The sequence below is a fragment of the Shinella sumterensis genome (assembly GCF_004514425.2).
Taxonomy (GTDB): domain Bacteria; phylum Pseudomonadota; class Alphaproteobacteria; order Rhizobiales; family Rhizobiaceae; genus Shinella; species Shinella sumterensis.
This window is the reverse complement of the sequence record NZ_MYFN02000002.1, coordinates 1-13,123: the sequence shown is the minus strand read 5'-3', so window position 1 is coordinate 13,123 and position 13,123 is coordinate 1. Positions and strand designations below refer to the sequence as shown.

Below are 13,123 nucleotides of genomic sequence, written 5' to 3'. Positions count from 1 at the left end.
GCCGCTAACGATCCGCTCCAGCTTCATCGGCTATCCGGGAGATATCGGCTTCGAGCACAAACGTGACACCGTCCGGGTCGTAAGCCAGGCGGGCCTCCCCTTTCAGCTCGGCCGCCAGAAGACGCTCGATCAGCGTGGTCCCGAAACCCTTGCGGGTGGGCGGAACGACCTCGGGCCCGCCCGATTCTTTCCATGTCATGCGCAGGAACGGGTCGGTCAGCGGGTCGCATTGCCAGGTGATGGACACGCGTCCATCCGGGGTCGACAGCGCGCCGTACTTTGCGGCATTCGTTGCCAGTTCGTGAAGCGCGAGCGCAAGGGAAATCACGACTTTCGGCGGGAGCGAGACCGTCGGACCGCTTATACGGAATGCGTCTGCCGGATACGGCGATGTCGCCTGTTCCACGATCGCCCTGAGGTCCGCTTTCTGCCAGTCCCTGTGGACCAGAAGGTCCTGCGCCCGGCTGAGCGAGGCAATTCGGCTCGTGAAGGCCTCGATATCGTCGTTGTTGGCCTTGTCCTTGCCAATCGTCTGCCTCGCGATTGCAATGACCGTCGCGAGGATGTTTTTGACACGATGGTGCATCTCGTTGACGAGCACGGACTGAAGGCGATCGGCTTCTTTCTTGACTGTGATGTCATGCGCCGTTTTCGAGGCGCCCACGACGCGGCCGCTGGCATCGTGGATGGGCGACACACTCAGCAGAACCTCCACAGCCCGGCCATCCTTGCGCAGGCGCACCGTCTCGTAGGGCTCGACAATACGGCCCGCGCTGATCTTGGAGAGAATCCTCGGCTCTTCGTCCTTGCGGTCCTCGGGAACCAGCATCAGCACCGACCTGCCGATGACCTCGTCTGCGTTATAGCCGTAGAGTTTTTCGGCCGCCGCGTTCCAGCTGTTTATCCGCATGTCGAGGTCGATGCCGAGGATCGCATCGTTCGACGAGGCGATCATCGATGCCAGGTGCTTCTCGACATTTTGCGTGCGCCGGCGCTCCCCGATGTCGATGGCGATGGCGACCGCCTGCACGATCTTGCCTTTCTCATCGCGGATTGCCGACACGGAGTCTGAAACCCAGGCAAGGCTGCCATCACCGCGAATGTATCGCTTCTCGATCTCGAAACTTTCGCCGGTTTCAACGAGCCGTTTGAAGAGACGCTCGTTCTCCTCGAGGTCCTCCGCGAACGTCATGTCCTGCATCCGCGTGCCGATCACCTCTTCCCTGGTGCGGCCCACGATTTCGCAGTAACGGTCGTTGACGTTGACCAGCGTGCCGGAAAGCTCGCCCAGGGCGATACCTGCCGCGGATTGCGAAAAGATTGCCCGCAGGCGCTCCTCGCTCTCGCGCACGGCCGCATCCGTCTTAACGCTGTCGGTGGTTTCATTCACGATGCAGAACACACCGCAGATCTTCCGCGCCGCATCGCGAACGGGAGAATAGGAGATATCGAAGTACACCGTTTCCGGATAGCCGAACCGCTCGATGTAGAACGGCCGATCCTTCGCCGCCACGGTCTCGCCGTCCTCGAAAACACGTTTCAACAACGGTTCGAGATCGTCCCACAGTTCCGCCCAGTATTCTCGGCCGGGTCGTCCGAAGGCGTGCGGATGCTTGTCACCGATCGTGGGCGCGTAAACGTCATTGTAGAGTGCCACGAATTCAGGGCCCCAGAACATGACGATCTGAGCCTGCGACGGCACCATGATGTCGATTGCGGCGTGAAGACAGGCGGGCCATTCCGTCTTCGGACCAAGCGGCCCCGACGCCCAATCCACGGTATCGAGAAGCTCGGTTACCGAGGTCATTGGTGACAGCTGCGCTTCGCGATCCACCCCTGTCATCCCTCGTTCGATATTCGATATACGCCAAGACGTTCATTTTAAACGGAAACAAACATTATAGCACTTCCCGGCGACGGCAAGGGAGCACACCAGGGTTCGTGTGAGTTTCACAAAATATCGTTTCGATGGCGCCTTCGGTCTTTCGAAATGGAACCGGAACGCTAATTCAACCATTGGGCACATGTCATCTTCTGGAACGATCAAACATGAGCAGTCGGCGATGCACGCGATGCTGGCGACAGGCTGATCGCGGCGCAGCTGTCGGAAAATCCCTTTTCGGCGGCGTTCAAGGCGACGCGTATGCCGATGTTGATTACCGATCCGCACCAGGACGACAACCCCATCATCTTCTCGAACAAGGCTTTCTCCGAATTGACCGGCTACGCGCCGGACGAGCTTGTGGGGCGAAAGTCGCCTGCTGCGAGGTCCCGAAACGAGCGGTGAGAGCGTGGCGAAGCTCAGGGACCCGGTCCAGGGCGAATATGACGTCTCGGTCGACATCCTCAATTACAGGAAAGACGGCAGCGCCTTCTGAAACGCGCTCTTCGTGAGCCCGGTGCGAAGCGCCGGCGAGGTGATGTACTTTTTTGCCTCGCAACTCGACTTCACCGACATCAAACGGCAGCACGAGCCACCGCACATTGTCGGCGACCTCCTGCAGTCGGAGATCGCCGAGAAGCAGGCACGCTCAATCCGCTGCCAGCTCAGCATCACCAAATTGCCGTTGGCAAAAGACATCGACGACTTCGACTTCGCCGACACGCCTGTCAATGAATCCCTGGTGCGGGAACTGGCCACCGGCACCTTCGTCGCCGACCAGCGCAACGTCGTCCTCGTCGGCGGCACGGGAACCGGCAAGAGCCATCTGGCTATCGCGATTGCCCGTGCGCTCATCCGCAACGGCAAGCAAGGTCGGGTGGCCGACTACCTCACAAGCCTCGACTTCATCATCCTCGACGAACTCGGCTATCTTCCGTTCGCGCAGGCCGGAGGTCAGCTCCTCTTCCACCTTATCAGCAGGCTCTACGAGCGCACCTCCGTCATCGTCACGACGAACCTTGCCTTCGGCGAATGGCCGTCGGTGTTTGGTGATGCCAAGATGACGACGGCTCTCCTCGACCGCCTGACCCATCACTGCGAGATCGTGGAAACAGGGAACGAGTCCTGGCGCTTCAAGAACCGTTCTCAAAGCTAAAGCCGAAGATACCCATCACCCGCACTTGGCCTACCCTCTGCAACCCCGGCCCGCGCCGGGCAGGCCAAGCGCTGATCGCCTACAGGGGGGTGAATATTGGACGCCGATAAGGGGTCAACATTCCGCGCCGATTGACAATGAAGACTGGCAAAGCGCGCAATGCCGATTGAGGCAACCGATATGAGCGCCGCTGCCACCATGAGACCGGTTCAACACCCATGCTCGCCGGAGCGTCCTCCCTCCCGGCGATTGGGTCGAATCGGCGATGCCTCCAGCTGCAAATGAGGTTCGCACCTCAAATCAAGAAGCTCCGACAGGGAATAGCCCTCGCTTTAAAGATTTTCCTTAAGAAGGACCTCGATCCTAATCCGCTCCTGAGCGGCGAGCGGCTCACGCGCGTCGGAGCGTGCCCTCATGATTCGGATTGCGCTTCGAACTGCATGTCCCGGATCCTGCGCGATAACAGCGTCGATCCGATTGTCGCATAGCGCCGCTTGAGTGAAGGGAGTCCGCTCGTGTGCCACCACGACGAGATTGACAAGATCCACTTTGGCCGCCGCCGCAACCAACGGAACGCGCGCTTCCGAACTCAAGACATAAATAGCGACAATATCCCTGTTGTTATCGAGCACGCGGGGAATAATCTGCCCTGCGCGCGCCTCATCCGCATGCGTTTCAATCGACGGGAGGCACTGAAGATACGGAAATTGCTCGTTTATTTTAGTGTCGAAACCGTGCCTGCGCTGGATGCTGTCCATTGACTGCATCGTCTCGGCAACGACCATCACCTTTCCTGGCTTGCCGCAGGTGAAGCGACCGATCAGCTTTCCAGCGGTCGCGCCCGCGGCAAAGTTATCAACCCCCACGAAGTCCGCTTCCGGGAGTTTCTCTTGGCCGGACAAAAACTGGACAACCTTTATGTTTCTTTCCAGGAGCCGCGCGACCGCATCGCGGACCTGTGGCGACTCCGGCGCCATGAGCGCGACGCCATCAATCTCCTCCTCATCGATCCCCTGGAGATACTTGGCGACACCATGGGCGTCATCGACGGAGATCTGAACGTAGTCCACCTCGGTCAAATCGGCCTTGAGGACCGCCTTCAGCTCCTTCACGCGCTGGGACAGCTCGCGAAGATAGAGATCCCCCGACCTGGGCAACACAAACCGGAAGCGATAGCTTTTGTTTCGCGCCAGACTGACGGCTGCCGGATTCCGAATAAATCCAATTCGTTCAATGGCTTCATTGACGCTTCGAACTGCCTTTTTGCTGACGTTCGGTCGGTCGTTCAAGACGCGGTCGACGGTCGCAAGGCTGACGCCGGCGGCTTCTGCAAGATCTTTCGCTGTCGGCCGCATAGGGGCTCCTAACTCGATTTGGGCGGCCTACGTTTCCCGCAAAAACACAAAAAACGCAAGAATTGATGTGCGGACCTCAAAAATCGCTTGCCCTGAGGTGCGTACCTCAGTTATGCATATATTGTGACGACCCAACGGCAAGGCCGGAAAGGATAGTCGGGAGCCAGGCGCCGCGCGCTGTTTCACCACACGCCACCGCCAAGTACTTGCACTTACCCCTCTCGATGGAGGTCGAGAGGTTCAACGGGAGGAACCCTAGTTATGAAGTCTCTTTTGACGAGCTCGGCACTCGCTGCCGGGATGTATGTCGCTGTGTCCGCGACGACGGTTTCCAGCGCCGAAGCTGCCGATCTTACCCTTTGCTGGGCCGCATGGGATCCCGCCAACGCCCTCGTCGAACTCAGCAAGGATTTCGAGGCGAAGAGCGGCAACACGATGCGCTTCGAGTTCGTGCCGTGGCCGAATTTCGCCGACCGCATGCTCAATGAACTGAACTCCGGCGGCAAGCTATGCGATCTGTTGATAGGCGACAGCCAGTGGATCGGCGGCGCGGCGGAGAACGGTCAGTACGTCAAGCTCAATGATTTCTTCGACAAGGAAGGGATCAAGATGGACGACTTCATTCCGGCAACCGTCGTCGGTTATGCCGAATGGCCGAAGAACACGCCGAACTACTGGGCGATGCCGGCCTTCGGCGACGTCGTCGGCTGGACCTATCGCAAAGACTGGTTCGCACGCCCCGAACTTCAGGCGGAGTTCAAGCAGAAATACGGCCGTGACCTCGCCGTGCCGAGGAACTGGGCCGAACTGACCGATATCGCAGAGTTCTTCCAGGGCCGCGAGATCGACGGCAAGAAGGTCTATGGCGCGGCCATTTATACCGAGCGCGGCTCGGAAGGCATCACAATGGGCGCCACCAACGCGCTCTACAGCTATGGCTTCAAGTATGACAACCCGGAAAAGCCTTACGAACTCGAAGGCTTCGTGAACTCGCCTGGCGCGGTCGCCGGTCTCGAGGCCTACAAGAAACTCTACGATTGCTGCACGCCGCCGGGCCATTCGGACGCCTACATGACCGAGGACGTGGATGCCTACAAGTCCGGTCAGGTCGCCTTGCAGATGAACTTCACCTTCACCTGGCCGGGCATCAACGCCGACGCCAATGTCGGTGGCGACAAGTCGGGCTATTTCCCGAACCCGGCCGGCCCCGATGGCGTGCAGTTCGCGCAGCTCGGCGGCCAGGGTATCTCGGTGGTGGCGGCCTCCGAGAAGCAGGCCGAGGCGCTTGCTTACATAAAGTGGTTCTCGCAGCCCGAGATCCAGCAGAAATGGTGGAAGTTCGGCGGCTACTCGGCCCTTCGCGCCGTCGTGGAAGACCCGAGCTTTGCTTCCAGCCAGCCCTACGCGAAGCCGTTCCTCGACTCGATGGCGATCGTGAAGGACTTCTGGGCGGAACCGTCTTACGCCTCGCTCCTGCAGGCCTCGCAGAAGCGGTTCCACGACTATGTCGTCGCGAACCAGGGCACCGCGAAGGACGCATTGGACGGTCTCGTGAAGGACTGGACCGCGGTCTTCGAGGACGAAGGCAAATACTGACGCTTACGCCCGCTTCCTCCCAGCAGTGAGCGTCATGCAGGGCCGACCCCTAGCGGACCGAGCCGGCCCTGCAATTCTTCATTTTTATGCCCAAGGAGACGGACATGCTCCAATCCCCGATCGATCGGATCGCCAGCGCGACCCCGCCTGCTGTCGCCGCGCGCGTCAAAGGCCTATCCGATCGTGCCATAGCCTGGCTCTTCGTCGCGCCGTCGATCGTGTTGCTGCTTGCCATCAACATCTTCCCTCTGATCTGGACGATAAGGCTGAGTTTTACGAATTTCCGCGTGAACCGGCCCAATGCTCAAGTCGAGTTCGTCGGCCTCAGGAACTACATCAACATTCTGACGGATAGCGATATCTGGCTCAGCATGCAGGCGACCGCTCACTTCCTGATCTGGACCATCGTCCTGCAGGTGCTGATCGGTTTCTCGCTGGCCTATCTGATCAACAAGAAATTCCGCGGCAACGATCTGTGGACTACGATCATCGTGTTGCCGATGATGCTGAGCCCGGCCGTCGTCGGCAATTTCTGGACCTTCCTGTACCAGCCGCAGATCGGCCTGTTCAATTATGTCGTCGGCTTTCTGACCGGAAGCGACCCCTCCAGTTTCTCGATGATAGCGAATACGTCGCTCGCGCCCTGGGCCATCATCATCGTCGATACCTGGATGTGGACGCCCTTCGTCATGTTGATCTGCCTTGCGGGCCTTCGCTCCATTCCGCCGAGCATCTACGAGGCCGCCGAATGCGACCGCGCCAGCAAATGGCGCCAGTTCTGGACGATCACCATTCCGATGGTGTTGCCATTCCTGATGCTCGCCGTGCTCTTCCGCGGCATCGAGAACTTCAAGATGTTCGACCTCGTCGTGCAATTGACGGGCGGTGGACCGGGCTCGATCACCGAACTGACGTCGATCAATCTCAAGCGCGCGGCATTCGAGCAGTGGCGCACCGGCTATGCGTCCGCCTATGCCGTCATCCTTTTCGTCACCGTTTTCGGCCTCGCGTCGATCTACGTGAAAGCCCTGAACAAGGTCAAACAACGATGAGCACCTATTCCGTTACCGAGCCGTCGGGACGTCAGAAGTGGTTCGCCGGTATTCTGGTCGTTCTCTACGCCGTCATCACCCTTCTTCCCTTGTTGTGGATCATCGGAACCGGCTTCAAATCTCCCGCGGACGCCATCGCCTATCCGCCGAAGATGATCTTCGAGCCAACCGTGGAGGGCTACGTCAATCTCTTCACGACCCGGACCCGCGTGCCTGAGGAGCAACTGAAAGAACTGGGCGAGCCGACCACCTGGTATGACAAGCTGGTCCGCAAGGACGGCGTCATCATCACCGGCGCATCACGCTTTGCCGAACGGTTTACTAATTCCGTCATCATCGGCTTCGGTTCAACGGTCCTTTGCATCGTGCTCGGTACGGCGGCTGCCTATGCCTTCTCCCGCTTCAAGGTGCCGTTGAAGGACGATCTCCTGTTCTTCATCCTCTCCACGCGCATGATGCCGCCGATCGCCGTCGCCATCCCGATCTTCCTGATGTTCCGCTCGCTCGGGCTCAGCGACACCCATGCCGGCATGATCCTGCTCTATACGGCGGTGAATCTCTCGCTATCCGTCTGGCTGCTCAAGGGCTTCATCGATGAGATCCCGGTCGAATACGAAGAGGCGGCCCTGATCGACGGCTACACGCGCTTCCAGGCCTTCTACAAGGTCGTGCTGCCGCAGGCCGTCACCGGAATTGCCTCCACCGCGATCTTCTGCCTGATCTTCGCCTGGAACGAATATGCCTTCGCCGTGCTCCTGACCTCCGGCAATGCCCAGACGGCGCCGCCGTTCATTCCGACGATCATCGGCGTCAGCGGCCAGGACTGGCCTGCGGTCGCCGCCGGCGCCACCATCTTCCTCGTCCCGGTCATGGTCTTCACCATCCTGCTTCGCAAGCATCTCCTGCGCGGCATCACCTTCGGAGCGGTTCGCAAATGACGACGTTTCTCAATCGCCTCCTTCGCCTGCGCCGCGACGCATGGGAGATGGTCGCCTCGGTCCTGATCGCGCTCGGCGTCGTCATGCTGATGCAGCCCCTGTCGCTGACGCTCTTCTCGTTTTCCTTTCTCGTGACGCTGGTGGGAACGGTCATGTTCATCATCGTCAGCCATTTCCCGGAGTGAACCATGGCACAGATCAGAATTGAGAATCTGCGCAAGGATTTCGGGGCCTTCAACGCCGTGAAGTCGTCCAGTTTCACGGTCGAAAACGGCGAGTTCTTCATGCTGCTTGGCCCGTCCGGCTGCGGCAAGACCACGACCCTCAGGATGATGGCCGGGCTTGAACTTCCCACCAGCGGCGAAATCTACATCGGCGGCGAGGAAGTCGGGATGAAGAGGGCAAGCGAGCGCGACATCGCCTTCGTCTTCCAGATGTTCGCCCTCTACCCGCATATGAACGTGCGCAAGAACATATCCTATCCGCTCGTCAGCCAGGGCCTGAACAAGGCGGAAGTCGCCTCGCGCGTTGCCGAGGTCGCAAAGATCCTGAGGATCGAGAACATCCTCGACAAGCCCGTCGGCGGGCTTTCGGGCGGCGACCGACAGCGCGTGGCGCTCGGCCGCGCCATCGTGCGCAAGCCGAAAGCCTTCTTCATGGACGAGCCGCTAGGCGCACTCGATGCTGAGTTCCGCGAGCACATGGCGGAAGAGCTGCGGGCGCTGCACGATCGCATGGGTGCCACCACCGTCTATGTGACCCACGACCAGCTCGAAGCCATGCAGATGGGCGACAAGATCGTGGTGATGAACCATGGGGTCGTCGAACAATTCGGCAAGCCGCAGCAGATCTACGACTGGCCGGCGACGAAGTTCGTCGCGAAGTTCATCGGCTCGCCGCCGATGAACTTCCTGGAGTTTGACGGCGCAATCGATATCGGCGGTGATGAGGTCAACCTCTCCGGTACATCGGTAAAAGTACCGGTGTCTCGTGACAAGCGACTCGGCAAGCTGGCGCTCGGCGTGCGGCCGGAACATGTCCGGTTCAAGGACGGCGCTGCACTCGCCGGGCGGGTGATTGCCGTCGAGTATCTGGGCACGACACAGATCGTGACCTTGGAAACGCCGCACGGAGACATCAAGGCACGCACACCTTCGAACCAGGCTGCACGCGTCGATGAGCTGATCGGCCTGGAGTTCGACGCCAGAACGCTGACGGTTTTCGATTCAATCTCCGGAAAAGCTCTTGTTTCCGAGGCCAACGAGGGAGTGCTGCGCCGTGGCTGAGGTCATCCTGCAAAACATCACGAAGTCGTTTTCGGGAAACCGTGCCCTCGACGACGTCTCCATGATCGTACCGGACGGTTCGTTCGTCGTGCTTCTCGGGCCGACGGGCGCCGGCAAGACGACGACGCTGCGCATGGTTTCAGGTCTCGATACACCCGACAGCGGTGATGTCATCATCGGCGGGCAATCGATGCGTGGCCTGACGCCGGCGCAGCGCAACGTCGCGATGGTGTTCCAGCAATATTCGCTCTATCCGCATCTGTCGGTGCGGCAGAACCTCGAATTTCCACTGAAGTCGCCGCTTCTGAAGACACCTCAGCGGGTGATTGACGAAAAGGTGAACGCAGTCGCGGAAACCCTGCAGATTTCCCACAAGCTCGACAACAAGGCGACGGCTCTTTCGGGCGGAGAAATGCAGCGCGTGTCGATCGGGCGGGCGCTGGTGCGTAATCCGCAAATCTATCTGATGGATGAGCCTCTCAGTTCGCTCGATGCGAAGCTTCGCTCCGACCTGCGCATCGAACTGAAGAACATCCAGGCCAAGTCAGGCGCGACGCTGCTCTATGTCACGCACGACCAGATCGAGGCCATGACGATGGCGACCCATGTCGGCGTTCTCCATGAGGGCAGACTTGTCCAGTTCGGTTCACCCCGCGAAATCTATGAGGAGCCGATCAGCATCTACGCGGCCACCCGGCTCGGACAGCCACGCATCAACGTGCTTCCCGCGGAACTCTTCCCCGGCGCGCCGGCGAAGGCGAAGTCGATCGGCCTGCGCCCGGAACACATCTATCAGGGCGAAGGACAGAACGCGACGGTCATGCGTGTCGAACACCTAGGCGACCAGACGCGTCTGCATCTCTCGTTCAAGATGCACAATCTCATCACTGTCACCGACGCCCATACCGAGCTCAAGGGCGGCGAAACCGTAAAAATCCAGCCGAGCAGGCCGCTCTACTTCGACGCCGCCGGCATGCGTTTAGTTTAAGGGAGGCGAGAATGTCGCAGTTTCTCAACAGCAAGGAAAATGCAGTCACCGAAGCGATCGACGGTGTGCTGGTCGCCTCCGGCGGCGCGCTGAGCCGGCTTGACGGCTACCCGCATATCCGCGTCGTCGTGCGGTCGGATTGGGACAGGAGCAAGGTCGCTATCGTCTCGGGCGGTGGATCGGGACATGAGCCTGCCCATGCAGGTTTTGTCGGCAAGGGCATGCTGACGACCGCCGTGTGTGGCGATGTGTTCGCCTCGCCCAGCGTGGACGCCATTCTCGCCGGCATCCTGGCTGTCACCGGCCCGGCCGGCTGCCTGCTCATCGTGAAGAACTACACCGGCGACCGGCTGAACTTCGGCCTTGCGGCAGAGCGTGCCCGCGCCTACGGGCTGAATGTCAGCATGGTCATCGTCGATGACGACATCGCCCTACCTGATCTGCCGCAGGCACGCGGTGTGGCCGGCACGCTGTTCGTGCACAAGATCGCGGGCGCTCTGGCCGAACGTGGCGCGGATCTGGAGACCGTCACCAAGGCGGCCCGCCGAGTCATCGAGAATACGAGCTCGATCGGCATGTCGCTGGATACCTGCACCGTGCCGGGCTCTCCCAAGGAGAACCGGATTCCGGAGGGTCATGCCGAACTCGGCCTCGGCATTCACGGCGAAGCCGGCGTCGAGCAGGTCGAATATACCGGGGCAAAGGGTGCGGTCGCCGCTATGGTCTCGCGTCTTGCGGCCTCGATGGAAGACCAACCTCACGTCGTGCTCGTGAACAATCTTGGTGGGACGTCCGTGCTGGAAATGTCGGTCGTCGTGCATGAACTGGTCCACTCGGCCATCGGGAGCAGGATCTCGCATATCGTCGGCCCGGCGCCGATGATGACCTCGCTCGACATGCAGGGTTTTTCGATCTCGGTCTTCCCGGCCAACAAGGCGGAGCTGGAGTTGCTTTCCACCCCGGTGGTAATGCCTGCCTGGCCGGGCATGACGGCCATCGTCCCCGCGACCGTCATATCGCTACCGGATGGCCTGACGCCGATCGCACCTTTACCCTCCAGGCATGAACCCACGCGTCAGTTTCTCACGGATTGCTGCACCCTTCTTATCGGCGCCGAGAAGGATCTGAACGCGCTCGATGCGAAATCCGGCGACGGCGATACCGGCTCGACGCTGGCGGGGGCTGCACGTGCGCTCATCGAGGCTCTTGATCGGCTCCCTCTTTCCGACCACACGCAATTGTTCCGCGCAATGGGGCAGGAGCTCAGCCAGACAATGGGCGGTTCGTCCGGCGTGCTGCTCGCGATCTTCTTCGCAGCAGCCGGTGATGGTGCGTCCAGCGGCCTGACCATCCGGGAAGCTCTGAAGGCAGGCCTTTCCCGTATGCAGGAGATCGGCGGCGCGCGCCTTGGTGATCGCACTATGGTCGACGCACTCGCGCCGGCACTGGACGCCCTTGACCAAGGGTTTATCCCCGCCGCCGACGCGGCCCGCGCGGGTGCGAACCTGACCGCAACGCTTTTGCACGCCAAAGCGGGACGGGCAGCCTACATCAACGCAAAACAGCTCGATGGCCATATCGATCCGGGCGCCGAGGCTGTGGCGCGGTTGTTCGAATATCTCGCCGCTCGGGCCGATGCTGCCAGTCCGCAGGCGGACGAGCAATCGGCTGGCGCGCGCATAACGGGCTGATTTATCTACAATGGCAACTGAACGCGACATCAGCCTGAACGATTATCTTCGTGCCAGGAAGATTGACCCCGCGCTTGCGACCCTGGTTGAACACATCGCCAAGTCCGCAATTGTCATGGCTGACCACCTCAAGGCCGCGGCATTCCACGATCAGATTGGAAACGCCGGCACGAGGAACGTGCAGGATGAAGAGCAGAAGCTTCTCGACGTCCTGGCTGACAGAGTGTTTCGGGAAACATGTGCCGAAGCGGCTTCGCTTGCGGCATATGTCTCCGAAGAGGTCGATGATGTCGCGTGGCTGAAGGCACCGTTGGCGGGGGATCTCATCCTGTATGTCGATCCCCTGATCTACCTGTCGAATGAGCAGATACGAGCGTCGCCGCCTCGCGGCCAATCCGCGGACGGTCGTGCGTGGAGCGGCCGGTACGGGCAAGTCGGTTATCGCGCTGGAACGAGCGCGCCAGCTCGCCGCTAATGGCAAGCGCGTATTAATGCTCTGCTTCAATCAGCTATTGGCCGCCCATGTGCGAAAGGGGCTAGGCTCAGGACCTATTAATTTCGTTTGAGATGTGCTTCACGGCTTCCAATAGGAGGCCTTGATGGGTGATTTGTTTCTGCTAAGCGAGCGCCAGATGGCGCGGATATCGCCGTTCTTTCCGCTGTCCCACGGAGTGCCGAGGGTCGATGACCGCCGGGTGGTGAGCGGCATCGTCTACGTTATTCGCAACGGTCTCCAGTGGAAGGACGCGCCGACTGGCTACGGTCCGCATAAGACGCTCTACAACCGCTTCATTCGCTGGAGCCGGCTCGGCGTCTTCGACCGGATCTTCGCCGGGCTCGCCGGCAAAGGGCCGAAACCCGAGCGTATCATGATCGACGCGACGCATCTCAAGGCTCACCGCACCGCGGCAAGCCTGCTCAAAAAGGGGGTGTTCCCCGTCGTATCGGGCGAACAAAAGGTGGGCTGAACTCGAAGCTCCACACCGTTTGCGACGGTGACGGACGGCCGATCATCCTGCTCCTATCGGAAGGCCAGATGAGCGACCACAAAGGCGCCCGTCTCGTCCTCGACGCCTTGCCGCCGGCCTCTCATCTGATCGCCGACCGCGGCTACGACAGCGCCTGGTTGCGCCAGGAACTGGAAGCACGAGACATCGAGCCGTGCATCCCCTCGAGCCG

At 60.5% G+C, this 13,123-nt stretch carries 13 protein-coding genes and 2 pseudogenes; 12 read left to right on the top strand and 3 right to left on the bottom strand.

The window, feature by feature from the left end:
• Window positions 1–4: 4 nt before the first annotated feature.
• A complete protein-coding gene (locus B5M41_RS03860; protein ID WP_230639987.1) occupies window positions 5–1,807 on the bottom strand; it encodes a sensor histidine kinase in 1,803 nt (600 codons plus the stop codon).
• Window positions 1,808–2,043: 236 nt separating this feature from the next.
• Entirely contained in the window at window positions 2,044–2,202 is a 159-nt protein-coding gene (locus tag B5M41_RS27140) for a hypothetical protein (protein ID WP_167719434.1), read from the bottom strand.
• On the opposite strand from B5M41_RS27140, the gene B5M41_RS27135 reads away from it, so the two are divergent.
• Window positions 2,144–2,287: a PAS domain S-box protein gene (locus tag B5M41_RS27135; protein ID WP_209020906.1), complete on the top strand. Its 144-nt coding sequence runs from the start codon at window positions 2,144–2,146 to the stop codon at window positions 2,285–2,287. The genes B5M41_RS27140 and B5M41_RS27135 overlap by 59 nt on opposite strands.
• Window positions 2,288–2,456: 169 nt before the next feature.
• Window positions 2,457–3,038 (top strand): annotated as a pseudogene (locus B5M41_RS03845) (ATP-binding protein); the annotation flags it as partial.
• Window positions 3,039–3,370: 332 nt separating this feature from the next.
• Here B5M41_RS03845 and B5M41_RS03840 read toward each other — a convergent pair.
• A complete protein-coding gene (locus B5M41_RS03840; protein WP_134653041.1) occupies window positions 3,371–4,393 on the bottom strand; it encodes a LacI family DNA-binding transcriptional regulator in 1,023 nt (340 codons plus the stop codon).
• Between the two features lie 261 nt (window positions 4,394–4,654).
• On the opposite strand from B5M41_RS03840, the gene B5M41_RS03835 reads away from it, so the two are divergent.
• From B5M41_RS03835 to B5M41_RS03790, 10 genes and pseudogenes are all read left to right on the top strand, one after another.
• Entirely contained in the window at window positions 4,655–5,989 is a 1,335-nt protein-coding gene (locus B5M41_RS03835; RefSeq protein ID WP_134653043.1) for an ABC transporter substrate-binding protein, read from the top strand.
• A gap of 104 nt (window positions 5,990–6,093) precedes the next feature.
• Window positions 6,094–7,041 (top strand): carbohydrate ABC transporter permease, encoded by a 948-nt coding sequence (locus B5M41_RS03830; protein WP_134653045.1) that lies wholly within the window; start codon window positions 6,094–6,096, stop codon window positions 7,039–7,041.
• On the top strand, window positions 7,038–7,979 hold the full coding sequence (locus tag B5M41_RS03825) for a carbohydrate ABC transporter permease (protein WP_134653047.1): 942 nt from the start codon (window positions 7,038–7,040) through the stop codon (window positions 7,977–7,979). The genes B5M41_RS03830 and B5M41_RS03825 overlap by 4 nt, the downstream gene beginning before the upstream one ends.
• Window positions 7,976–8,164 (top strand): hypothetical protein, encoded by a 189-nt coding sequence (locus tag B5M41_RS03820; RefSeq protein ID WP_134653049.1) that lies wholly within the window; start codon window positions 7,976–7,978, stop codon window positions 8,162–8,164. Before B5M41_RS03825 ends, B5M41_RS03820 begins: the two co-directional genes overlap by 4 nt.
• Before the next feature lie 3 nt (window positions 8,165–8,167).
• Window positions 8,168–9,265, top strand: a complete 1,098-nt coding sequence (locus B5M41_RS03815) for an ABC transporter ATP-binding protein (protein ID WP_134653051.1) — start codon at window positions 8,168–8,170, stop codon at window positions 9,263–9,265.
• Window positions 9,258–10,253: an ABC transporter ATP-binding protein gene (locus tag B5M41_RS03810; protein ID WP_134653053.1), complete on the top strand. Its 996-nt coding sequence runs from the start codon at window positions 9,258–9,260 to the stop codon at window positions 10,251–10,253. Before B5M41_RS03815 ends, B5M41_RS03810 begins: the two co-directional genes overlap by 8 nt.
• A gap of 11 nt (window positions 10,254–10,264) precedes the next feature.
• Window positions 10,265–11,944, top strand: coding sequence for a dihydroxyacetone kinase subunit DhaK (locus B5M41_RS03805; protein ID WP_134653055.1), 1,680 nt, complete (start codon window positions 10,265–10,267; stop codon window positions 11,942–11,944).
• Between the two features lie 10 nt (window positions 11,945–11,954).
• Window positions 11,955–12,419, top strand: coding sequence for an FIG domain-containing protein (locus tag B5M41_RS03800; RefSeq protein ID WP_134653057.1), 465 nt, complete (start codon window positions 11,955–11,957; stop codon window positions 12,417–12,419).
• Entirely contained in the window at window positions 12,352–12,510 is a 159-nt protein-coding gene (locus tag B5M41_RS03795; protein WP_230639986.1) for a DNA/RNA helicase domain-containing protein, read from the top strand. Before B5M41_RS03800 ends, B5M41_RS03795 begins: the two co-directional genes overlap by 68 nt.
• Window positions 12,511–12,543: 33 nt before the next feature.
• Window positions 12,544–13,123: pseudogene (locus tag B5M41_RS03790) on the top strand (IS5 family transposase); the annotation flags it as partial.